The 22,895-nt window shown below is 63.8% G+C and carries 19 protein-coding genes and 6 tRNA genes; 2 read left to right on the top strand and 23 right to left on the bottom strand.

What is annotated here, in order from left to right:
• Positions 1-80: 80 nt before the first annotated feature.
• The 12 genes from D8767_RS20585 to leuC form a co-directional block, all read right to left on the bottom strand.
• Entirely contained in the window at positions 81-746 is a 666-nt protein-coding gene (locus tag D8767_RS20585; protein ID WP_016715905.1) for an SPOR domain-containing protein, read from the bottom strand.
• Positions 730-2,037, bottom strand: a complete 1,308-nt coding sequence (gene folC / locus D8767_RS20590; protein WP_025754982.1) for a bifunctional tetrahydrofolate synthase/dihydrofolate synthase — start codon at positions 2,035-2,037, stop codon at positions 730-732. Before folC ends, D8767_RS20585 begins: the two co-directional genes overlap by 17 nt.
• On the bottom strand, positions 2,037-2,930 hold the full coding sequence (accD, locus tag D8767_RS20595; protein WP_016715174.1) for an acetyl-CoA carboxylase, carboxyltransferase subunit beta: 894 nt from the start codon (positions 2,928-2,930) through the stop codon (positions 2,037-2,039). Before accD ends, folC begins: the two co-directional genes overlap by 1 nt.
• A 219-nt stretch (positions 2,931-3,149) precedes the next feature.
• Positions 3,150-3,770 (bottom strand): phosphoribosylanthranilate isomerase, encoded by a 621-nt coding sequence (locus D8767_RS20600; protein WP_016715173.1) that lies wholly within the window; start codon positions 3,768-3,770, stop codon positions 3,150-3,152.
• Between the two features lie 61 nt (positions 3,771-3,831).
• A complete protein-coding gene (gene truA, locus D8767_RS20605; protein ID WP_029380336.1) occupies positions 3,832-4,686 on the bottom strand; it encodes a tRNA pseudouridine(38-40) synthase TruA in 855 nt (284 codons plus the stop codon).
• 99 nt (positions 4,687-4,785) lie between these two features.
• A complete protein-coding gene (locus D8767_RS20610; protein ID WP_063977197.1) occupies positions 4,786-7,575 on the bottom strand; it encodes a FimV/HubP family polar landmark protein in 2,790 nt (929 codons plus the stop codon).
• Positions 7,576-7,646: 71 nt separating this feature from the next.
• The gene (locus tag D8767_RS20615; RefSeq protein ID WP_016715169.1) at positions 7,647-8,651 is read right to left on the bottom strand and encodes an aspartate-semialdehyde dehydrogenase; all 1,005 of its coding nucleotides are present in this window, start codon (positions 8,649-8,651) and stop codon (positions 7,647-7,649) included.
• A 197-nt stretch (positions 8,652-8,848) separates the two neighbouring features.
• Positions 8,849-9,961, bottom strand: a complete 1,113-nt coding sequence (gene asd, locus D8767_RS20620) for an aspartate-semialdehyde dehydrogenase (protein ID WP_016715168.1) — start codon at positions 9,959-9,961, stop codon at positions 8,849-8,851.
• A gap of 63 nt (positions 9,962-10,024) precedes the next feature.
• Positions 10,025-11,107 carry a 3-isopropylmalate dehydrogenase gene (gene leuB / locus D8767_RS20625; RefSeq protein ID WP_016715167.1) on the bottom strand — a complete coding sequence of 361 codons (1,083 nt, stop codon included), beginning with the start codon at positions 11,105-11,107 and terminating at the stop codon, positions 10,025-10,027.
• A 54-nt stretch (positions 11,108-11,161) separates the two neighbouring features.
• A complete protein-coding gene (locus D8767_RS20630) occupies positions 11,162-11,926 on the bottom strand; it encodes a class I SAM-dependent methyltransferase (RefSeq protein WP_016715166.1) in 765 nt (254 codons plus the stop codon).
• Positions 11,927-11,970: 44 nt separating this feature from the next.
• Positions 11,971-12,615, bottom strand: coding sequence for a 3-isopropylmalate dehydratase small subunit (gene leuD, locus D8767_RS20635; protein WP_016715165.1), 645 nt, complete (start codon positions 12,613-12,615; stop codon positions 11,971-11,973).
• Entirely contained in the window at positions 12,612-14,045 is a 1,434-nt protein-coding gene (leuC, locus tag D8767_RS20640; protein ID WP_016715164.1) for a 3-isopropylmalate dehydratase large subunit, read from the bottom strand. Before leuC ends, leuD begins: the two co-directional genes overlap by 4 nt.
• Before the next feature lie 130 nt (positions 14,046-14,175).
• Here leuC and D8767_RS20645 point away from each other — a divergent pair, with 130 nt between their 5' ends.
• Positions 14,176-15,051 carry a LysR family transcriptional regulator gene (locus D8767_RS20645; protein WP_016715163.1) on the top strand — a complete coding sequence of 292 codons (876 nt, stop codon included), beginning with the start codon at positions 14,176-14,178 and terminating at the stop codon, positions 15,049-15,051.
• A 62-nt stretch (positions 15,052-15,113) separates the two neighbouring features.
• Positions 15,114-18,410, top strand: coding sequence for a PAS domain S-box protein (locus tag D8767_RS20650; RefSeq protein ID WP_122048400.1), 3,297 nt, complete (start codon positions 15,114-15,116; stop codon positions 18,408-18,410).
• 57 nt (positions 18,411-18,467) lie between these two features.
• On the opposite strand, the gene D8767_RS20655 is transcribed toward D8767_RS20650, so the two are convergent.
• From D8767_RS20655 to D8767_RS20705, 11 genes are all read right to left on the bottom strand, one after another.
• Positions 18,468-18,911: an Hsp20 family protein gene (locus D8767_RS20655; protein ID WP_016715161.1), complete on the bottom strand. Its 444-nt coding sequence runs from the start codon at positions 18,909-18,911 to the stop codon at positions 18,468-18,470.
• A 173-nt stretch (positions 18,912-19,084) separates the two neighbouring features.
• Positions 19,085-20,056 carry a tRNA-dihydrouridine synthase gene (locus D8767_RS20660; protein ID WP_016715160.1) on the bottom strand — a complete coding sequence of 324 codons (972 nt, stop codon included), beginning with the start codon at positions 20,054-20,056 and terminating at the stop codon, positions 19,085-19,087.
• A 51-nt stretch (positions 20,057-20,107) separates the two neighbouring features.
• Positions 20,108-20,542: a thioesterase family protein gene (locus D8767_RS20665; protein WP_015269427.1), complete on the bottom strand. Its 435-nt coding sequence runs from the start codon at positions 20,540-20,542 to the stop codon at positions 20,108-20,110.
• Between the two features lie 69 nt (positions 20,543-20,611).
• Positions 20,612-21,445 carry an alpha/beta hydrolase gene (locus D8767_RS20670; RefSeq protein ID WP_016715159.1) on the bottom strand — a complete coding sequence of 278 codons (834 nt, stop codon included), beginning with the start codon at positions 21,443-21,445 and terminating at the stop codon, positions 20,612-20,614.
• Between the two features lie 15 nt (positions 21,446-21,460).
• Positions 21,461-22,000 (bottom strand): TetR/AcrR family transcriptional regulator, encoded by a 540-nt coding sequence (locus D8767_RS20675; protein WP_016715158.1) that lies wholly within the window; start codon positions 21,998-22,000, stop codon positions 21,461-21,463.
• A gap of 171 nt (positions 22,001-22,171) precedes the next feature.
• Positions 22,172-22,247 (bottom strand) — tRNA-Glu (locus D8767_RS20680).
• Between the two features lie 42 nt (positions 22,248-22,289).
• Positions 22,290-22,365: transfer RNA gene (locus D8767_RS20685), tRNA-Ala, on the bottom strand.
• Between the two features lie 53 nt (positions 22,366-22,418).
• A tRNA-Glu gene (locus tag D8767_RS20690) sits at positions 22,419-22,494 on the bottom strand.
• Positions 22,495-22,536: 42 nt separating this feature from the next.
• Positions 22,537-22,612: transfer RNA gene (locus D8767_RS20695), tRNA-Ala, on the bottom strand.
• Positions 22,613-22,665: 53 nt separating this feature from the next.
• A tRNA-Glu gene (locus tag D8767_RS20700) sits at positions 22,666-22,741 on the bottom strand.
• A 72-nt stretch (positions 22,742-22,813) separates the two neighbouring features.
• Positions 22,814-22,889: transfer RNA gene (locus tag D8767_RS20705), tRNA-Ala, on the bottom strand.
• Positions 22,890-22,895: the final 6 nt, after the last annotated feature.

The raw sequence follows: 22,895 nt of genomic DNA on the forward strand, positions 1-22,895 counted from the left end.
AGAGCAGCGGGCTGGGAGTAAGCGGAATGTCGGGGGGATTCGTGTTAAGCCATTCGCGGGCAAGCCCGCGAATACCTTGTTCAGCTGCGCTCAGGCTGGAAGCGCACCACAAAACCCTTGAGGCTGTTCTGGCGGTTGATGGCATCACGCGTGCGCTCGGCTTCGGCCCGCTCGATCAACGGCCCCACGTATACCCGGTTCATCCCACCTGCCGAGCGGATATAGGCGTTGTAGCCCTGGCTGCGCAGGGTTTGCTGCAACTTTTCAGCGCCAGCGCGGTTGGACAGGCTGGCCAACTGGATCGACCAGCTGACCGGCAGGCCATTGACATCGACCTTCGAGGGTGCAGCCGGTTTTGCCACAGCCACGGTTGGCGCAGGCGCAGCCACAGGTTTTGGCTCGACCTTGGGCGCTGGCGCCTGCGGCTTGGCCGGCTGAACCTGCGCCTGGATCTGCGGCGATGGCGTGATCGGCTGGCTGGGCGTGCTCGCGGGTGTCGTGGACTCATCAACCACCACAGGTGGTTGCTGAGGCTCTTCCGGGATGGCCTGCGGCTCCGGCACGGCAACCGGCTCCACCTTCACCTCGGGCAGGCTGGGCATCGCCGGCGCCTGCGGGGCTTCGACATGCACCTGGCGCATCTCGTCCTCGCGGCTGAACAGCATGGGCAGGAAAATCACCGCCAACGCCACCAGCACCAGCGCACCCACCATGCGCTGTTTAATCCCTTTATCCAGCACTGCCATCTACTTCACCCTCCTGGGTGTGCCGCTGCAGCCATTCCAGCGCCTGGGCGACACAGAAAAACGAACCGAACAGCAGGATCTGGTCATCCGCCGTCGCCTGCGCGCATTGTCCCTCAAGGGCCGCGTCGACGCTGGCATAAGACTTCACCGCAGCGCCGAGGTTCGTCAAGGCCGTGGCCAGTTCTGCAGCCGGGCGGCTACGCGGGGTATCCAGCGGCGCCACGGCCCAGTCGTCTACCAGGCCCTGCAAGGGCGCGACGACGCCGTCCAGGTCCTTGTCGGCGAGCAGGCCGAACACCGCCAGGCGGCGCCCTTTGAGCGGCCGGGCGGCCAGGCGCCGGGCCAGGTACTCGGCTGCATGCGGGTTATGGCCCACATCCAGCATCAGCTCCACCGGCTTGCCCTGCCAGTTCAGCAGGCGACGGTCCAGGCGACCGGTGATACGGGTAGCCAGCAACGCCTGGCGCACCTGCGCAGCGTCCCAGGGCAAGCCCATCAGCAGGTACGCCTGCAAGGCCAGCGTGGCATTTTCCATGGGCAGATCAAGCAAAGGCAGATCACGCAGTTCTACCTGCGCACCATCCGTCCCCGTACCCCGCCAGCTCCAGCTGCCATCGGCGGTTACCAGGTCGAAGTCACGGCCGCGCAGAAAAAGGGGCGCAGCCAGTTCGGCGGCCTTGTCCAGCAGCGGCTGCGGCGGGTCCAGGTCGCCGCACAAAGCCGGCTTGCCCTGACGGAAGATACCCGCCTTCTCGAAGGCCACCCGCTCGCGGGTATCACCCAGGTAATCGACATGGTCGACACCTATACTGGTCACCAGGGCCAGGTCAGCATCCACCACGTTCACGGTGTCCAGACGGCCACCAAGGCCCACTTCCAGTACCACGGCATCCAGTTGCGACTGGTAGAACAACCAGAACGCAGCCAGCGTGCCCATCTCGAAGTAGGTCAGGGAAATGTCGCCCCGCGCCGCCTCGACGGCGGCGAAGGCGTCGCACAGGCGCTCATCGCTGGCCTCTTGGCCATCGATCAGCACCCGCTCGTTGTAACGCAACAGGTGCGGCGAGCTGTACACGCCGACCTTGAGCCCCTGGGCGCGCAGCAGCGAGGCCACGAAGGCGCAGGTGGAGCCCTTGCCGTTGGTGCCGGTTACCGTCACCACGCGTGGCGCCAGCTTGCCCAGCGCCAGCCGGGCAAGCACCTTCTGCGACCGCTCCAGGCCCATGTCGATGGCCGAGGGGTGCAACTGCTCGAGGTAGGCGAGCCACTCGCCCAGGGATCGTTGTTTCATCACGCGACGGCTGCCGCCTCACGCGCTTGCTCCGGGGTTTCCTGGCCGGTCATCTGCGCCAGCAGGCGGGCCAGACGCGGGCGCAGTTCGCCACGGGAGATGATCAGGTCGATGGCACCGTGCTCCAGCAGGAACTCGCTGCGCTGGAAGCCTTCTGGCAGCTTCTCGCGTACGGTCTGCTCGATCACGCGTGGGCCGGCGAAGCCGATCAGGGCTTTTGGCTCACCGACGATCACGTCGCCGAGCATCGCCAGGCTGGCGGAAACACCCCCGTACACCGGGTCGGTCAGTACCGAGATGAACGGGATGCCTTCTTCGCGCAGGCGCGCCAGCACGGCCGAGGTCTTGGCCATCTGCATCAGCGAAATCAGCGCTTCCTGCATACGTGCACCGCCCGAAGCGGAGAAGCAGACCATCGGGCAGCGGTTTTCCAGGGCGTAGTTGGCCGCGCGCACGAAGCGTTCGCCGACGATGGCACCCATGGAACCGCCCATGAACGAGAACTCGAAAGCGCTGACCACGATCGGCATGCCCATCAGGGTGCCGCTCATGGAGATCAGGGCGTCTTTTTCGCCGGTCTGCTTCTGGGCGCCGGCCAGGCGGTCTTTGTACTTCTTGCCGTCGCGGAACTTCAGGCGGTCGACCGGCTCCAGGTCGGCACCCAGTTCAGCACGGCCTTCGGCGTCGAGGAAGATGTCGATGCGCGCACGTGCGCCGATGCGCATGTGGTGGTTGCACTTGGGGCAAACATCCAGGGTCTTTTCCAGCTCCGGACGATACAGCACGGCCTCGCAAGCCGGGCACTTGTGCCACAGGCCTTCAGGCACCGAGCTCTTCTTCACCTCGGAACGCATGATCGAAGGGATCAGTTTGTCGACTAACCAGTTGCTCATGCTTTCTTTCTCCAGTATTGGCAGGCGGGGGCCGGTGTCGCCGGCCCTGCCCTGCCCTTGAGCTCAAAATCTTTTATCAAACGATGGTGGACCGGCCGCCGGGGCTTCCAGCGCACCGCTCCACCGCTAATGTGTTGTTCTGCCGCCTGTGCAGGCAGCTGCCCAGCAGGGCTGCGAAAGCTATGGACGATGGCGCGCAGCCAGCCGTCACATCTGCCATCACGCCTGTTTCACGGCCCGCATGAACGCCTCGATCTTCGCGGCATCCTTGATGCCCTTGGCCTGCTCGACGCCACCGCTGACATCCACCGCGTAAGGCCGCACCTGGGCAATGGCCTGGCCGACGTTATCGGCCGACAGCCCGCCCGCCAGGATGATCGGTTTGCTCAGGCGCTCCGGCACCAGAGACCAGTCGAACGCCTCTCCGGTTCCCCCCGGCACACCCGCCACGTAGGTATCCAGCAAAATACCGCGCGCGCCCGCGTACAGCTTGCAGGCCGCCTCCAGGTCGTCACCCGGGCGTACACGCAGGGCCTTGATCCAGGGGCGGTGGTAGCCTTCGCAGTCCTGTGGCGTTTCGTCGCCGTGGAACTGTAGCAGGTCCAGCGGAACCACTTCGAGGATCTCGTTCAGCTCGCAACGCGAGGCGTTGACGAACAGCCCGACCGTGGTCACGAACGGTGGCAGTTCGGCAATGATCGCACGCGCCTGGCGCACGTCCACGGCGCGAGGGCTCTTGGCATAGAAGACGAAACCGATGGCATCGGCACCCGCTTCGGCAGCGGCCAGTGCGTCTTCGATACGGGTGATCCCACAGATCTTGCTGCGAACATTGCTCATGAACAGCGAACCTTGGTTATTGCGGTGAAAGGCCGGATGTTAGCAAATGACTTTTCGCCCGTCAGTCTGCCAACGCCTCATAACCGGTCAAAAAGTGTGGGCCGATGTAACGCTGGGGCAGTGCATATTCCTCGGGGTACTCCACCTGCACCAGGTACAGCCCGTATGGATGGGCCGTGACCCCGGCTTCACGGCGGTCGCGCCCTTCCAGCACTTCACGCGCCCAGGTGACGGGGCGCTCGCCGGCACCGATGGCCATCAACACACCGGCAATATTGCGCACCATGTGGTGCAGGAACGCGGTGGCGCGCACGTCCAGCACGATCATCTGGCCATGGCGGGTAACGCGCAGGTGGTAGATGTGCTTGACCGGCGACTTGGCCTGGCACTGGCTGGCGCGGAAGGCGCTGAAGTCGTGGGTGCCGAGCAGGAACTGCGCAGCCTCGGCCATGCGCTCGACATCCAGCGGGCGGTGGTTCCAGGTGACTTCCTCGGCCAGGTGCGCCGGGCGGATCGGGTCGTTGTAGATAACGTAGCGATAACGCCGGGCACAGGCCTTGAAGCGTGCATGGAAATCGACCGGCATCGACCGCGACCAGACCACACTAATGTCGTGCGGCAGGTTGAAGTTGGTGCCCATGGTCCAGGCGCGCTCGTCGCGCACAGCGCGGGTGTCGAAGTGCACGATCTGCCCGCAGCCGTGGACACCGGCGTCGGTACGCCCGGCGCAAATCACCGAAATCGGCTCGTTCGCGACTTTGGACAGTGCTTGCTCCAAGGCCTGCTGGACACTTGGCACGCCGCTGGCCTGGCGCTGCCAGCCGCGGTAGCGGGCGCCCTTGTACTCCACGCCCAGGGCGATACGGGAATAGCCTTCGGCCGCGGATTCGGTGGCGGCGGTGTCGATGATGTCCAAGCGCTTGAAACCTGTGGGGTGTACGAAATGGCGGGGATTATAACGACAACGGCAGCCGTGTAGGGCTGCCGTTGACATGCACTTCATTTGAGGACGATATCAAACCAGGCGAGAGAGCATGTCCTCGGCTTCCTGGCGCTGACCGTCGTCGCCGTCCTTGACCACTTCATCAAGGATGTCGCGCGCACCCTGGCTGTCGCCCATGTCGATGTAGGCGCGGGCCAGGTCGAGTTTGGTGGCCACTTCGTCACTGCCGGAGAAGAAGTCGAAGTCCAGGTCGTCCAGTGGCGGCTCGGGATCCGGCTGCGCAACTGCGTCTTCTGCAGTGAAATGCGGTTCCAGCGAAGGCGATTCCAGGCTCTGCGACAGCTTGTCCAACTCGGCATTGACGTCGTCCAGCTCCGAGGCAAAGCTCTTGGCCGCCGGCGAATCATCTTCCAGCGACAACGACAGATCAAAGTCCGATGGCAGGTCAAAGTCGGAGACTGGTTCGAATGCCGGCTCGCTATCGAAGGCGGCCAGTTCGGCGGCAACATCCACCGGGGCCTCTTCAACGGCATCTGGAGCGGCCGGGGCAACCGGCTCACTGACATCAAGGTCGAAGTCAGACAGGTCCACGGCTGGCTGCGGCTCGGCCTGGTCCAGCATGGCCTGGAAATCGGCATCAGCGTCGGCTTGCAGTTCGGCATCCACGGCAAACGGCGGTTCTTCCGGCTGAGCCTCTTCAAATGCAGGCTCATCCAGCACAGGCTCGGCAATGACCAACTCGTCAGGTACAGGCTCCTGCTGCATAGCCTCGTCCAGCAGCGGCGCGGCCAGCGGGTCTTCTTCGGGCAGGTCTTCACCCAGGCTCAAGTCGAAGGCACTGTCCAGATCCTGCTCATCGAGGCCATGCGCTTCCAGGCCCGATACATCAAGGGTCGGCACATCATCGAAGGCATCCAGCTCGGTTTCTGGCTCGAACACGGCTTCAGGCTCCGCTTGCGCGACGACCTCTGGCTCAGCCTCCACTTGCGGCTCGAATTCAGGCACTTCCTCAGGCACCACGTCGGCAACCACTGGCGACTCGGCCTCATCGTGCAGCAGCTCCTGCACGTACTGCTCATCCATCTCGGCAGCCAGTGCCGCCGCGCCCAGGCCGGCTGCAGCCAGGCCGAGCATGGCGGGGTAACGTTCTTTCAAGCCGGCGACTTCGGCAATGTTCTGCTCGCTGCCCGGCAGCTTGCGCTCCTGCTCGGCGAACGCGCTCTGGTCACCCTGGCGGGCGTACACGCCCATCAGCTTCAGGCGCAGGTCGTCACGTTCTGGCGCGGCAGCCACGGCGGGCTCCAGCAGGTCGGTGGCGCGATTCAGGCGGCCTTCGGCCAGGCATTGGTCAACTTCCGCCAGCAGCGCGGCATGCGGGTCGGCTTGCGGTTCAGCTTCCGGCGCCGACTCGGCAGAAGGCTCAGCCACTTTTTCCGCAGCAACGGCAGCGGCGGCTGAAGCGGCGACCACGGCTGGCGACAGGGTAACGCTCGGCTCCGAAACTTCGACGCCATCGAGGCTCTGGGTATCGGTGTCAAAGCCTGTGCCCTGCTCTTCCTCCAGCGCCCGCGCCATGCGCAGGTGCTTTTCAGCTTCTTGCTGGGCTTTACGCTTACGCGCCAGCAGCCACAGCAGCAGTGCCAGCACCAGCAGGCTGGAACCGGCAATTATCCCGATCAGCCATGGGTTGCCCAGAATCTGGTCGAGCGCGCTATTCGGCTGCCCGACAGGCGCAGGCTTGGCTGCCGGCACCGGCTTGGGCGCTGTATCGACGGCAGCCGGTGCGGGCTTGGCCGCCGGCTGGGCAGTTGCCGCCGGCTCAACCGGTTTGGCGGCGGCGGCAGCCGTCGCCGGCGCTGCCGCACCCTGGGCTTGAAGGCGGGCCAACTGGTCATTCTTCAGCTCGATCAGACGCTGCAGCTTGTCCAGCTGGCTCTGCAGGTCGGACATGCGGCTTTTCAGTTCTTCGTTGTCGCGGCGGCTGGTATCCAGGCTTTCCTGGGCCACCGCCAGCTTGTCATTCAACGCCTTGGCCTGGCCGGCCTGATTGCCCGGGCTGACCAGGCGCAAGTTGTCGCCCTGGGCGATGCGCGCCGGCGCAGCCTCGGCGGCACCGCGGCGGGTAGCGTCGAGCTGGCGGGCACGCGGGCCCAGGCGCCGGCCTTCACGCCAGGCGGCATACTGCTCGGCCACTTCGCTGTTGGCCTCGCCCTGCGGAATGCTCTGGATCTGCTGCTGGTCGGGCAGGCGCAGTACCTGGCCCACCTTCAGCTGGTTGATGTTGTTACCGATGAAGGCATCCGGGTTCAGCGCCTGGATTGCGATCATGGTCTGCTGGATCGAGCCACCTTGCGTGTTGCGCGCGGCAATCTGCCACAAAGTGTCGCGGCGCTGGGTGGTGTAGCTGCTGGCGCCGGTTGTGGCCGGTGTCACATTGCCTGCAGCCGGCTTGTCGCCCTGGGCCTTGGCCTGGTCAAGCAGCACGCTGTAGTCGCGCAGCAGGCGGCCTTGCGGCCACATCACCTGAACCAGGAACTTGACCACCGGCCCTGGCAGCGGCTGGCTGGAGGTAACCCGCAGCACGCTTTTACCGTTGGGGTTGATCACCGGTGTGAAGGTCAGGTCTTCGAGGTAGGTCGGAAACGCCACCCCGGCCTTGCTGAACTCTTCCGGTGGCGCCAGGCTAGGCGCCACTTCGGCGGCTTTGAGGTCGCGCACATCGAGCAATTCGATCTCGGCGTCCAGCGGCTGATTCTGTGCCGACTTCAGGGTCAGCTCCCCCAGGCCCAGCGCATTCGCCATGCCAGACGACAGCGCCGATGCTGCAGCCATGGCCAGAACCAGTTTGCGAATTCGAAGCATGACCTCTTCCCTTGTATGAATCGTCCCGAAACCTGCATGCGGAGCAGGACAAAAGTGCTCGCCAGTATCTTTTACGGCATGTGTTTAATCAACAATTGCGCCACTTGCACGGCATTGAGCGCGGCGCCTTTGCGCACATTGTCGGTGGTCAGCCAGAGATTGAGCTGCTGGTCTTCATCAACACCGTGACGTACACGACCAACATAGACCACGTCTTGGCCTACTGCGTCACCAACCGGGGTCGGATAATCATCACGCTCCACCCGCTCTACGCTGTCGGCTGCTTCCAGGGCCTGGTTGACCGCTTCAAGGTCGACCGGGCGACGGCTCTGCACCGCCACACTGAAGCTATCGCCGAAAAACACCGGGACTTGAACGCAGCTCACGGAAATCTTCAGCTCAGGCATGCCCAGCAGCACACGCAACTCGTTGACCAGCCGGCGTTCCAGCGCCGTGTGGCCCTGCTCGTCGGCCGCGCCAACCTGGGCCAGCAGGTTGAAAGCCACCTGGCGATCGAAGAAGCGCGGTTCCAGCGGCCGGGCATTGAGCAGCTCTGCCGTTTGACGGGCCAGCTCGCTGACGGCCTCACGGCCTTGTGCAGACACCGCCAGCGATGCCATTACCTGCACCCGCTCGATGTCCAGCAGGCCCTTGAGCGGTGCCAGCGCGACGGCCACGGCAACGGCGGCCGAGCACGGACTGACAATGCGTGCCGGCAGCGCCAGGCCAGCCAGGCGTTCGGCGTTGGCTTCAGGGACCAGGGCCAGGGCGTCGTCCAGGCCACCGGACAGGTCAATGACGGTGCAACCTGCTTGCAGTGCCTTGCCGGCAAAGCTGCGGCTGACTGCGGCACCTGTGGCGAAGAAAGCCAGCTTGACCTGGGCGAAGTCGAAGCTGTCCACCTCGCGCACCTTGAGCTTCTTGCCGGCGAACATCACGCTGCTGCCCGCCGATTCCATGCTGGCCAGCAGGTGCAAGGTAGCGACCGGGAAGTCCAGCTCTTCGAGGATCTGCACCAAGGCTTCACCGACGCTGCCGGTGGCGCCGACGACGGCGATATCCAAAGGGTGTGTCATGAAAGGATCCTTTTTGCTGAGAACGGCGGGGGCGGCACTTTACTCGGATTGTAGAGGTTTGTCTGTGATGGCCGTATTTTCGCCGGGTAAGCGTCCGCCATGGGTTGCGTAAGGGCTGCCTGGCGCTGCAAACCTCACCCAGGCATAAAAAAAACCCGCGCTGTCGCCAGCGCGGGTTTTTAATTACAGCAGAACGATCAACGCTCCAGCAGAATCCGCAGCATGCGGCGCAGCGGTTCTGCCGCGCCCCATAGCAGCTGGTCACCCACGGTGAACGCACCCAGGTACTGCGAACCCATGTTCAGCTTGCGCAGGCGGCCAACCGGAATGTTCAGAGTGCCGGTGACCTTGGTCGGGGTCAGTTCCTGCATGCTGATTTCACGCTGATTCGGCACCAGCTTCACCCAAGGGTTGTGCTGGCTGATCATGCCTTCGATATCGGCCAGCGGCACGTCCTTGTTCAGCTTGATGGTCAGCGCCTGGCTGTGGCAGCGCATGGCGCCGATGCGCACGCAGATGCCGTCGACCGGGATCGGGCTCTTGAAGCGGCCGAGGATCTTGTTGGTTTCAGCCTGGGCCTTCCACTCTTCGCGGCTCTGGCCGTTCGGCAGTTCCTTGTCGATCCACGGGATCAGGCTGCCAGCCAGTGGCACACCGAAGTTCTCGGTCGGGAATGCATCACCGCGCATGGTCTCGGCAACCTTGCGGTCGATATCGAGGATGGCGCTGGCCGGGTTAGCCAGGTCATCGGCCACGGCGGCGTGGGTGGCACCCATCTGCTTGATCAGCTCGCGCATGTTCTGCGCGCCGGCACCCGAGGCTGCCTGGTAGGTCATGGCGCTCATCCATTCCACCAGGCCGGCTTCGAACAGGCCGCCCAGGCCCATCAGCATCAGGCTGACGGTGCAGTTGCCGCCGATGTAGTTCTTGGTACCGGCGTCCAGCTGCTGGTCGATGACCTTGCGGTTGACCGGGTCGAGGATGATGACCGCGTCATCCTGCATGCGCAGGGACGAAGCGGCGTCGATCCAGTAACCCTGCCAGCCGGCTTCACGCAGCTTAGGGAAGACCTCGTTGGTGTAGTCGCCGCCCTGGCAGGTCAGGATCACGTCGAGGGTCTTGAGTTCTTCAATCGAATAAGCGTCCTTGAGCGGCGCTGTATCCTTGCCCACGTTCGGGCCCTGGCCGCCAACATTGGAGGTAGTGAAGAACACCGGCTCGATAAGGTCGAAGTCCTGCTCCTCCAGCATCCGCTGCATGAGCACGGAACCGACCATACCGCGCCAACCGATCAGACCTACACGTTTCATCGCAACTACACCTTTGCTAAAAGTGGGCCGCCACCGGGAATTTAGGGTGGCGGGCCAGAGAGATTACAGATTCCGCAGCGCTGCGACTACTGCGTCGCCCATTTCCTGCGTACCAACTTTGCGGCAACCTTCCGAATAGATGTCGCCGGTACGCAGGCCTTGGTCCAGCACCAGGCTCACGGCCTTCTCGATCGCTTCGGCGGCAGCCGACTGATTGAAGCTGTAACGCAGCATCATCGACACAGACAGGATGGTCGCCAGCGGGTTGGCAATGCCCTGGCCTGCGATGTCCGGTGCCGAGCCGTGGCACGGCTCGTACATGCCCTTGTTGTCGGCATCCAGCGACGCCGAAGGCAGCATGCCGATGGAACCGGTGAGCATGGAAGCTTCATCCGACAGAATGTCACCGAACATGTTGTCGGTCACCATCACATCGAACTGCTTGGGCGCACGCACCAGTTGCATGGCGGCGTTGTCGACGTACATGTGGCTCAGTTCCACATCCGGGTAGTCCTTGGCCACGTCTTCGACCACTTCACGCCACAGCTGGCTGGAAGCCAGTACGTTGGCTTTGTCTACCGAGCACAGCTTCTTGCCACGCACGCGGGCCATGTCGAAGCCGACACGGGCAATGCGGCGCACTTCGCTTTCGCTGTACGGCAGGGTGTCGTAGGCCTGGCGCTCGCCACCCTCCAGCTCGCGCTGGCCACGCGGGGCACCGAAGTAGATGCCGCCGGTCAGCTCACGGACGATGAGGATGTCCAGGCCCGAGACGATTTCCGGCTTCAACGACGAGGCATCGGCCAGTTGCGGGTAGAGGATGGCCGGGCGCAGGTTGGCGAACAGGCCCAGCTGCGAACGGATTTTCAGCAAGCCGCGCTCGGGGCGGATGTCGCGCTCGATCTTGTCCCACTTCGGCCCGCCCACGGCGCCCAGCAGCACGGCATCAGCCTTGCGCGCACGCTCCAGGGTTTCGTCGGCCAGCGGCACGCCGTGCTTGTCGATGGCGGCGCCACCGATCACGTCGTGCTCCAGGCTGAAGCCGAGCTGGAACTTGTCGTTGGCCAGCTCCAGCACCTTGACCGCTTCGGCCATGATTTCCGGGCCGATACCGTCACCTGGGAGAATCAGAATCTGCTTGCTCATGCTTTCCTCTATCCATTCACGCGGTGCGGCCAAACGGGCCGCACCGAAAAGTGCTTAACGCTCGGCCCACAGCACCAGCACATCGGTGCTGAACGAGCCATCGGCCTCGATCTGGTAATACTGCCGTACTTCTTCGCCCATGGCTTGCTGCAATTGGCGGATGGCCACGCGCATTGGCTCGGGGGTGCGCATGCGCTCCACCCAGCTGCCGAACGCCAGGCGCAAGGGCTGGCGGGTGTGACTGCGCACATGCAGGCCAGCCTCGCTGACCTGACGCTGCCATTCGGCGGCGGAGTAGTCGCGCACATGGCTGGTGTCACGCAGCACCTCGACCGTTTGCAGGTAGGTGTCGAGCAGCGGGCTGCCCGGCGACATCACGTCGATGAACGCCGCCACGCCACCCGGCTTGAGCACCCGGCGCACTTCGCGCAGGGCCAGGCCCAGGTCGCTCCAGTGGTGGGCCGAGTAGCGGCTGAAGACGAATTCGAACGAGGCATCGGTGAACGGCAGACGTTCGGCGACACCGCGCTCGGTGGTGATATTGGCCAGGCCGCGCTCGGCGGCGGCACTGGCGACCACGTCGAGCATGGATTGCGACAGGTCGTAGGCGACCACTTCGCTCACCAGCGGGGCAACGTGGAAACTGACATGACCGGCACCACAGCCCAGGTCCAGCACGCGGGCATTGCCCTGCCCCGCCAGCTCGGCCTGCAGCAGGGCGAATTCACTGCCCTGAGCGTGCACGGTGCTGCTGAGGTAGGCGCTGGCCTGTTCGCCGAACTGGCGCTGGACCACGTCGGTATGTTGGGTGCTAGTCATGTCTCGATCCTTTAGATTTTTGTTGCCTGTGCCGGCTATATCAATCAGGCATCCCGGAACAACCAAGGCTGCCCGGCGCGGTGCTTGCTTTCGAAGGCCTTGATCGCATCGCTGTCCTGCAGGGTCAGGCCGATGTCGTCCAGGCCGTTGAGCAGGCAGTGCTTGCGGAACGCATCGATCTCGAAGTGCAGCACCTTGCCGTCCGGGCGGGTCACCGCCTGCGCTTGCAGGTCGATGGTCAGCTGGTAGCCCGGGTTGGCTTCGACCTGCTTGAACAACTCGTCCACTTCTTCATCGCTGAGGATGATCGGCAGCAGGCCGTTCTTGAAGCTGTTATTGAAGAAGATGTCGGCAAAGCTCGGCGCGATGATGCTGCGGAAACCGTACTCGTCCAGCGCCCAAGGGGCGTGCTCACGGCTGGAGCCGCAACCGAAGTTCTCCCGCGCCAGCAGCACGCTGGCACCCTGGTAGCGTTCGTGGTTGAGCACGAACTCCTGGTTCACCGGGCGCTTGCTGTTGTCCTGGTAGGGCTGGCCCACGTCCAGGTAACGCCATTCGTCGAACAGGTTAGGGCCAAAGCCGGTGCGCTTGATCGACTTCAAAAACTGCTTGGGGATGATCTGGTCGGTGTCGACGTTGGCACGGTCCAACGGCGCGACGAGGCCAGTGTGCTGGGTAAAGGCTTTCATGCTGCGCTCCCTTGGATCAACTCGCGGACATCGATGAAGTGGCCGGCTACCGCAGCAGCGGCGGCCATGGCCGGGCTGACCAGGTGGGTACGGCCACCGGCGCCCTGACGGCCTTCGAAGTTGCGGTTGGAGGTGGACGCGCAATGCTCGCCGCTCTCCAGGCGGTCCGGGTTCATCGCCAGGCACATCGAGCAGCCTGGCTCACGCCATTCGAAACCGGCTTCGAGGAAGATCTTGTCCAGGCCTTCACGCTCGGCCTGTGCCTTGACCAGGCCCGAGCCCGGCACGACGATGGCTTGCTTGACGGTCGCGGCCACCTTGCGGCCCTTGGCGATCTCCGCCGCGGCACGCAGGTCTTCGATACGCGAGTTGGTGCACGAGCCAATGAACACGCGGTCCAGCTGGATGTCGGTGATCGCCTGGTTGGCGGTCAGCCCCATGTACTTCAAGGCGCGCTCGATCGAACCACGCTTGACCAGGTCGGCTTCGGCGGCCGGGTCCGGTACGCGCTGGTCTACGGCCAACACCATCTCGGGCGAGGTGCCCCAGCTGACTTGCGGCTTGATCTGGCTGGCATCCAGCTCGACCACGGTGTCGAACACGGCGTCGTCATCCGACACCAGGTCTTTCCACGATTCGACTGCCTGCTTCCATTGCTCGCCCTTCGGCGCGTAAGGGCGGCCTTCGACATAGGCAACGGTGGTGGCGTCGGTCGCTACCAGGCCCACACGGGCACCGGCTTCGATGGACATGTTGCAGATGGTCATGCGGCCTTCCATCGACAACGCGCGAATGGCGCTGCCCGCGAACTCCATGGCGTGGCCGTTGCCACCGGCGGTGCCGATCTTGCCGATCACGGCCAGCACGATGTCCTTGGCGGTTACGCCGGCCGGCAACTGGCCTTCCACGCGCACCAGCATGTTCTTCATCTTCTTGGCGACCAGGCACTGTGTGGCGAGCACGTGCTCGACCTCGGAGGTGCCGATGCCATGGGCCAAGGCACCGAAGGCGCCGTGGGTGGAGGTGTGCGAGTCACCGCAGACCACGGTCATGCCGGGCAAGGTGGCACCCTGCTCCGGGCTGATGACGTGAACGATGCCCTGGCGCTCGTCGTTCATCTTGAATTCGACGATGCCGTATTCATCACAGTTTTCGTCGAGGGTCTGCACCTGCAGGCGCGACACCTGGTCGACGATGGCCTCGATACCGCCCTTGCGCTCTGGCGTGGTCGGCACGTTGTGGTCGGGCGTGGCGATGTTGGCGTCGATACGCCACGGTTTGCGATTGGCCAGGCGCAGGCCTTCGAAGGCCTGGGGCGACGTCACTTCGTGAATGATGTGGCGGTCGATGTAGATCAAGGACGAGCCGTCATCACGGCGCTTGACCTCATGGGCTTCCCAGAGTTTGTCGTAGAGCGTTTTGCCAGCCATCAGACTGTTCCTCATCAGCGTCTTTCTATGCCAAAGACCCCTTGGCTTGTACGGACGATGCTATGGGGTTAGATTGAATAACTCAAATTCATAATTTTTATCCTTTGGATAACCAAGAGGAATGCGACCCTTGGACCTGGCCAACCTCAGCGCCTTCATCGCCATTGCCGAAACCGGCAGCTTCTCCGGGGCGGCTGAACGCCTGTTCCTGACCCAACCCGCCATCAGCAAGCGCATCGCCGGGCTGGAGCAGCAGCTGGATGTGCGCCTGTTCGACCGCCTGGGCCGCGAGGTGACCCTGACCGAGGCCGGACGCGCCCTGCTGCCCCGGGCCTACCAGATCCTCAACGTCCTCGATGATACCCGACGTGCGCTGACCAATTTGTCGGGGGAAGTGAGCGGTCGCCTCACCCTGGCCACCAGCCACCACATCGGCCTGCACCGCCTGCCCCCGCTATTACGGGCGTTCACCCGCCAGTACCCGGCCGTGGCGCTGGATATTCAGTTTCTCGATTCAGAACAGGCCTACGACGAGATTCTGCATGGCCGCGCCGAAATAGCCGTGATCACCCTGGCGCCCGAGCCGCATCACCTGGTCAAGGCGGTGCCCGTGTGGGACGACGCCCTGGATTTTGTCGCCGCCCCTGAGCACCCGCTGGCCAACAATGCGGTCGGCCTGGCCGATGTGGCCCGTCACCCGGCGGTGTTCCCCGGCGGCAACACCTTTACCCACCACATCGTCCAGCGCCTGTTCGAAAGCCAAGGCCTCATGCCGAACATCGCCATGAGCACCAACTACCTGGAAACCATCAAGATGATGGTGTCGATCGGCCTGGCCTGGAGCGTGCTGCCGCGCACCATGCTCGACGAACAGGTTGCACCCATCGCTTTGCCCGGCATACAGCTGTCGCGCCAGCTAGGCTACATTTTGCACACGGAGCGTACGCTATCGAACGCGGCCAGGGCATTCATGGCCCTGCTCGACAGCCACGCGGGGCCCGCCTGACCGGCCGTCAGCCAGGTATTTCCATATCCAAGGACGCGTCATACGCCAAAGGTCTGGTACCGATGCCCAAATCAGCAAACCGCTTTTTGCGCCTACCGCGTATTCCTGCGGCCGACCCCCAGGAGTCCGAACAGGCTTGGCAGAACGCCCCACAACTGCTGGCCGCGCTGAACGGCGCCCGGTTGGGGGCATGGCTGTCGGATATTGAAAGCGGCCGTGTCAGCTGGTCACGGGGCACCCAGGCCCTGTTCGGCTTCGACCCGCAGCGCCCGCTGCCTGCTGATGTCGACTACCTCGACCTGCTGCCCGAAGAAGACCGCGCCCGCACGCGACAGGTGTTCCAGGCGGTGTTCAACGGCGAGCCGGTGGAACAGGCCATGCGTCATCGCATCCGTTGGCCGGACGGCAGCCTGCACTGGCTGGAGATCAACGGCAGCCTGACCCACGACCCGCATGGCCGGCCGCAGATGATCGGGGTAATCCGCGAAATCACCCGCCAGCGCGAGCGGGAAACCGCCCTGATCAATTCGGAAAAGCGCTTTGCCACCCTGTTCCACCTCAGCCCCAACGCCATTTTGCTCACCCGCCGCCACGACGGCATGATTTTCGAGGTCAATCAGCACTTCGAAGACATGTTCGGCTGGCCTGGCAGCCAGGTGATCGGCAAGACCAGCCTGGAGCTGGGCCTGTGGGTCAACCCCGAACAACGCCACCAGGTGATAGAGTCGACCCGTGCCAACGGCGGCCCGTTGATCATGGAGGTGCAGTTCCGCGCCACCAGCGGCAAGGTGCATGACGGCATCCTCTGCACCCAGGGCATCGAACTGGAAGGCGTGACCTTTCTGATCAGTACCTTTGTCGACACCACCGAGCGCAAGCGCGCCGAGCAGGCCCTGAAGGACAGCCAGGAGCGCCTGGACCTGGCCCTGGATTCGGCGCAGCTGGGCACCTGGGACTGGCACATCCCCAGCGGCATGCTCTACGGCTCTGCCCGCGCCGCGCAGTTGCACGGCCTACCGCCCATCCCCTTTCATGAGTCGTTCGATGCCTTTTTCGAAGGGGTACCGGAGCAGGAGCGCAACTCGATGCGCCAGGCCTACCGTAGCCTGCGCGAAGGGCCCGCCGGCAACTATCAGATCACCTACCGGGTGCAGCTGGAAAACGGCATTTCGCGCTATATCGAAAGCCGCGCACGCCTGTACCGCGACGAACAAGGCAACCCGCTGCGCATGGCCGGCACCCTGCTCGACATCACCGACCAGGTGGAGCGCGAACAGCGCCTGAGCGCCTCGGAAGAGAAGTTCGCCAGCCTGTTCCAGGTCAGCCCCGACCCGATCTGCGTCACTCGCCAGGACACCGGTCAGTTCATCGAGATCAACCCGGCGTTCACCCAGACCTTCGGCTGGGGCAGCGAGCAGGTGCTTGGTCGCACCGCGGAGGAAATCGGCCTGTGGGCCGAGTCCATCGAGCGTGCGCAACGTATCGAGCGGGTGATCCGCGAACAGGCCTTGAGCAACGTCGCCGTGGTGGTCAACCACCGCAATGGCGCCCCCCTGACGTGCGTGATTTCCAGCCGCCTGATCACCGTCGATGACCAGCCGTGCAGCGTTACCACCCTGCGCGACATTACCCAGCAGCAACGCGCCGAAGCCGCACTGAAGTCCAGCGAGGAGAAGTTCGCCAAGGCCTTCCACTCCAGCCCCGACGCCATCACCATCACGGAACGCCATAGCGGCCGCTACCTGGAAATCAACGATGGCTTCTGCCGCCTTACGGGCTACAGCGCGGCCGAGGTGGTCGGCCACACGGTGTACGAGATCGGCATCTGGGCGGACGACAAGCAGCGCAGCGCGCTGCTGGCCGAGTTACGCGAACGCGGCCGCGTGCATCACCGGGAGATGCTCGGGCGCAACAAGCGTGGCGATATCCTCACCGTGGAAGTCTCGGTCGAGCCGATCACCCTCAACGAGGTGGACTGCCTGCTGCTGACCGCCCGTGACGTCAGCCAGCTGAAAAATGCCCAGGCGCAGATTCGCCACCTGGCCTACCACGACCCGCTGACCAACCTGCCCAACCGCGCCCTGCTGATGGACCGCCTGAGCCAGCAGATCGCCCTGCTCAAGCGCCACAACCTGCGCGGCGCCCTGCTGTTCCTCGACCTCGACCACTTCAAGCACATCAACGACTCGCTGGGCCATCCGGTGGGCGACACGGTGCTGAAGATCATCACCGCCCGCCTGGAGGCCAGCGTGCGCCTGGAGGACACCGTGGCGCGGCTAGGGGGCGACGAGTTCGTGGTACTGCTCAGCGGCCTGGAAGGCAGCCGCGAACTGGTAGAGGAAAAAGTGCGCGAACTGGCCGACACCCTGCGCGAACTGCTGGCCGAGCCGATGTCGCTAGATGGCCAACGGCTGCAGGTAACGCCCAGTATCGGCGTAGCGCTGATCCCTGACCACGGCGCTACCCCGGCCGATTTGCTCAAGCGTGCCGACATTGCCCTGTACCGGGCCAAGGACTCCGGGCGTAACACCACCCAGCTGTTCCACACCACCATGCAGAAGGCCGCCAGCGAGCGCTTGCGCATGGAAAACGACCTGCGCCTGGCCTTGGCCCGTGGCGAACTGGCGCTGCACTTCCAGCCCCAGGTGGATGCCCGCGACAACCGCATCGTCGGGGCTGAAGTGCTGCTGCGCTGGCACCACCCGCAACTGGGTCAGCAACCACCAGGGCAGTTCATCCAGGTGCTGGAGGAAAGCGGCCTGATTCTGGAAGTTGGCAGCTGGATCCTCGATGAAGCGTGCGATGCTTGCGCACGCATGCTGACCGACGGGCTGATCGACGCGAATGATTTCAGCCTGTGCGTGAACATCAGCCCGCGACAGTTCCGCCAGAACGACTTTGTCGGGCGCGTGCTGCGCAGCCTGGACGACTATCGCCTGCCTCGGCACATGCTCAAGCTGGAAATCACCGAAGGCATCGTGATCCAGAACCTGGAAGACACCATCAGCAAGATGCGCGAACTCAAGCGCTTCGGGGTGAGCTTTGCCATGGATGACTTTGGCACCGGTTATTCCTCACTCACCTACCTCAAGCGCCTGCCGGTGGATGCGCTGAAGATCGACCAGACCTTCGTGCGCGACGCGCCGGTCGACCCCAACGACGCGGAAATCGTGCGGGCCATCGTCGCCATGGCCCGCAGCCTGGACCTGGCCGTGATTGCCGAGGGGGTAGAACTGACCGAACAACTGGAGTTCCTCGAACGGCTGGGCTGCCACTTGTACCAGGGATACCTGCACAGCCGGCCATTGCCGTTGCCGGAGTTTCGGCAGATGCTGCTGGAGGCGCCGGCGGGTTACTGAACCGGCCTGCGAACGCAAGAAGGGCACCCGAGGGTGCCCTTCTTCACTGCAGCGCGATCAGTTCAGCGCTGGCTTGTCGCCATTGATCGGGATGCGCTTGGCCTTGGCTTCTTCAGGCACGATGCGCAGCAGGTCGATGCTGAGCAGGCCATTGGCCAGGCCGGCGGCCTTCACTTCGATATGGTCGGCCAGGCGGAACGACAGCTTGAAGGCGCGTTGCGCGATACCTTGGTGCAGGTAGGTCACTTCAGCGGCGCCATCGTCGCGCTTGCCACCGGTCACGGTCAGGACGCCTTTTTCGACTTGCAGGTCGAGGTCCTGCTCCTGGAAACCGGCTGCGGCAACTACGATGCGATAGTGGTCGTCGCCATGCTTTTCCACGTTGTAGGGCGGGTAGCTGCTACCGGCCTCGTTACGTGCCGCAGACTCGAACAGGTCGTTGAAACGGTCGAAACCTACGGAATGGCGGAACAGGGGTGCGAGAGAGAAAGCGGTAGTCATGGTCATAAACTCCTGAGAATCAGCAAGTAAGTCATTACGCGACCCGACTTCGGCATCGCGTACTCAAGAGATATGGCCGGTGGAAATGCTTTCAAGGGGCATGTAGAAAAAATCTGATTCTTGCACTGGATCTAATGGCCTCTTCGCGCGGGTAAACCCGCGAAAGGGCCGGATCAGGCAACGCAAGCCTCGAAGAAAGCAGCCTCAACCCCCAGCAACCGGCTGATCCGCGCGCAATCATCCTCCCGCCGCAGCTCGGCAAACAGCACCACCGCCTCGGGATAACTGCGAGTCAGCATCGCCAACCACTGCTTCATCCGCCCCGGCGCATAGCGCGGCGACAGCTTGTGCTGAGCCTGGCGCCAGAACTCGCGTAGCAGCGGCAGCAGGTCATCCCAGCTCATCGGCTGATAATCGCGCCCGTCACGCGCCGCAGCAATCTGCAGACCCAGGTCGGGTCGCGACACCAGCCCACGGCCCAGCATGATGTCTTCAGCCCCACTGACCTCACGGCAACGCCGCCAGTCGTCGACAGTCCAGATCTCGCCATTGGCGAACACCGGCACCTTCACCACATCCTGCACCCGCGCCACCCACTCCCAGTGCGCTGGCGGTTTGTAGCCTTCGACCTTGGTCCGTGCATGCACCACCAGGTGCGCCGAGCCGCCTTCGGCCAGCGCCGTGGCACACTCCAGCGCACCATCAGGGCTGTCGAAGCCCAGGCGCATCTTCGACGTCACCGGGATATCGGCCGGCACGGCACGGCGCACTTCGCGCACGATGGCGTGTAGCAGTTCCGGCTCCTTGAGCAGCACGGCACCACCACGCGACTTGTTCACGGTCTTGGCCGGGCAGCCAAAGTTCAGATCGATCACCGGCGCGCCCAGTTCGCAGGCCAGCGCAGCGTTTTCCGCCAGACATACCGGGTCCGAACCCAGCAACTGCACACGCATGGGCACCCCTGCAGCCGTGCGCGCGCCCTGGCGCAGCTCGGGCGCCAGCTTGTCGAACGAAGAAGGCGGCAGCAGGCGGTCGCAAACACGAATGAACTCGGTGACGCACCAGTCGATGCCGCCCACGCGGGTCAGTACGTCGCGCAGGATGTTGTCGACCAGCCCCTCCATGGGGGCCAGGGCAATTTGCATGTCGGGGTCTCGGCGGAAAAAGCCGGCAGTCTAACAAAAATTGCCGGAGTTTCAGGCGCCGATCAGCGCCGGGCCGTAACCGTCGAGGAATTCTGCTGGCATGCGTTTGGGCTTACCGCTGGACAGCTCGATGCAAGCGAAGGTGGTTTGCGCACGCAGCAGAGTCACGCCGTCACGCGGGCGCTTGAGCTGGAAACGGCGGGTCATGCGCAGGCGCTGGTCCCAATCGATGATCCAGGTGGCCAGTTGCAGTTCATCGTCCTCGTAGGCGGCGGCCAGGTAGTCGATTTCGTGACGCACTACCGCCATGGCGCGGTCTAGCCGACGGTATTCGGCCAGGTCCAGGCCCAGGCGCTGGGAGTGGCGCCAGGCGCAGCGCTCCAGCCAGGTGACGTACACCGCGTTGTTGGCGTGGCCGAGGCCATCAATATCCTCGCTGCCCACGCGCAGGTCGATGACGAAGGGTGTTGCCAGGTCCCAGCTCATGTTCGCTTCCTTGGCGGAAAAAGTGAATTTAGCCGTGACAGGTGAAGGAATGTCCAGCCCTGCTGCCAGTCAGGCGCTTTGACGCGCCGGTGCAGCAGCGCGGGCGAGCAATTCGAGCACTGCCTCACCCAGCCGCGGGTCGGACAGTACACGCTGATGCCCACCCGCCTCCAGCAGCATCAGCCGGCTGTCGAACCACGCTTTATGGATAACCCGAGCCTCATCGGCGGCCACCAAGGCGTCATCAGCGGCATGCACCACCAGCCCCGGCAACTCCAGCTGATAACCCGTCACATCCAGCCGGGCTATCTGCATCCCCACATCCCGCTCAATCTGCCGAATGAACGCCGCCCGCGCCCGTGCTGGCAGCCCCAGGCGATGAGCAAAACCACGCAACACACCCAACAGCCGTGCCGGGGCTGCAATGCTGACAGCAGCCTCTGTACGCAGCCCCATCTGCAAGGCCAGCAGCACACTGGCACCGCCCATGGAATGGCCAATGACCGCACGCAGCGGCGGCAGCTCGGCGGCGGCCTCCAGCAGGGCCCGGGCAAACAGCACCACATTGGCCTGCTCGCCAGGCGAACGCCCATGCCCCGGCCCCTCCAGTGACACCACCGTGTGCCCGGCCCGGACCAAGGTTTCGATCAAAGCGGCAAACTGGGTCGGGCGCCCTTCCCAGCCGTGCATCAGCAGCACGGTCGGCCCATTACCCCAGCGCAGGGCCGACAAGCCGAAGCGCAGGGTAATGCGCTCGGCACTGGCCAGCACGGGCAGCTCCCAATCCCGCGGCGGCAAGTTGCGTGGCGTCATGAAGGCACGGCGCATCTTGCCCGCGACATGCTCGGGGGCCAGACGGCCCAGGGTGCCATTGACACCACGAATCCAGCTCAGGGTAGTCATTGCCATGCTCCAGGGTTAAAGCACCGCCGATTTGGCGGCGCGCAGAATGCGGTCTGACAACTCGCTGGTACCCAGAGCGCGGGCCAGGGCCAGGCCACCGACCATCAACGCCAGATCGGCCAGGGCTTTGTCGGCATCCTCGGGGCGATCGACCATGGCAGCGGTCATCAGCTCGATGTGTTCGGCCAATACCTCACGGAAGACTTCCGGCAGGCGCTGCATCTCGCCCAGCGAGTTGGGCAACGGGCAGGCATGCACCTCAGCATCGCGGTGCTTGCGCGACAGATAGAAGGCACTGGCCAGCGCCCGCCGCCCTGCCCCATCGAGGCTGGGGTCGATCTGGGCGAGCAAGGCGCGACGCTCACCCAACAGCTGGCGGAACGCTTCGAGCATCAGCTCGTCCTTGCTGTCGAAATGGGCATAGAACCCACCCACCGTCAGCCCGGCAGCCCCCATCACCTGGCTCACGCTGGGCTCGGCGGGGCCATGCTGGATCAGCGCACTGCGTGCGGCTTCCAGGATGCGTTCGCGGGTTTTGCTCTTCTTGTCGCTCATCTGAACATTCGCCGGACAAAATATGATGATTGAAATATTATTCTCATCATATTTTTTGGCAAGCAGAATTTCTCGCCGCCTGTCGGTTGCGAATTTTTCGGGAGGGAGAAAAACAAAAGGCCCATTCAATAATCGAATGAGCCTTAAAGGTCCCGCAAAACGCGGGCAAAATGGCGTCCCCTAGGGGACTCGAACCCCTGTTACCGCCGTGAAAGGGCGGTGTCCTAGGCCACTAGACGAAGGGGACGTAACCTTCGTGCCGATCCGCTTACGCGAACCGCGGCAAAATTGGTGGAGCTAAGCGGGATCGAACCGCTGACCTCCTGCATGCCATGCAGGCGCTCTCCCAGCTGAGCTATAGCCCCGGATTTCTAGCCTCTCGGCCCAGCGACATCGTGAAACATCGCTTGTGCAAAACTGGCGTCCCCTAGGGGACTCGAACCCCTGTTACCGCCGTGAAAGGGCGGTGTCCTAGGCCACTAGACGAAGGGGACGTAACCTTCGTGCCGATCCGCTTACGCGAACCGCGGCAAAATTGGTGGAGCTAAGCGGGATCGAACCGCTGACCTCCTGCATGCCATGCAGGCGCTCTCCCAGCTGAGCTATAGCCCCGGATTTCTAGCCTCTCGGCCCAGCGACATCGTGAAACATCGCTTGTGCAAAACTGGCGTCCCCTAGGGGACTCGAACCCCTGTTACCGCCGTGAAAGGGCGGTGTCCTAGGCCACTAGACGAAGGGGACGAACCTTCTTACCTTCAAGACCCGGTTGCTGGACCCGGTCTTGCTCGACAGCCTTGGCTGCCAAGCGGAATTTGGTGGAGCTAAGCGGGATCGAACCGCTGACCTCCTGCATGCCATGCAGGCGCTCTCCCAGCTGAGCTATAGCCCCACAATG

It is taken from the genome of Pseudomonas sp. LTGT-11-2Z (genome assembly GCF_003691445.1).
GTDB classification, from domain to species: domain Bacteria; phylum Pseudomonadota; class Gammaproteobacteria; order Pseudomonadales; family Pseudomonadaceae; genus Aquipseudomonas; species Aquipseudomonas monteilii.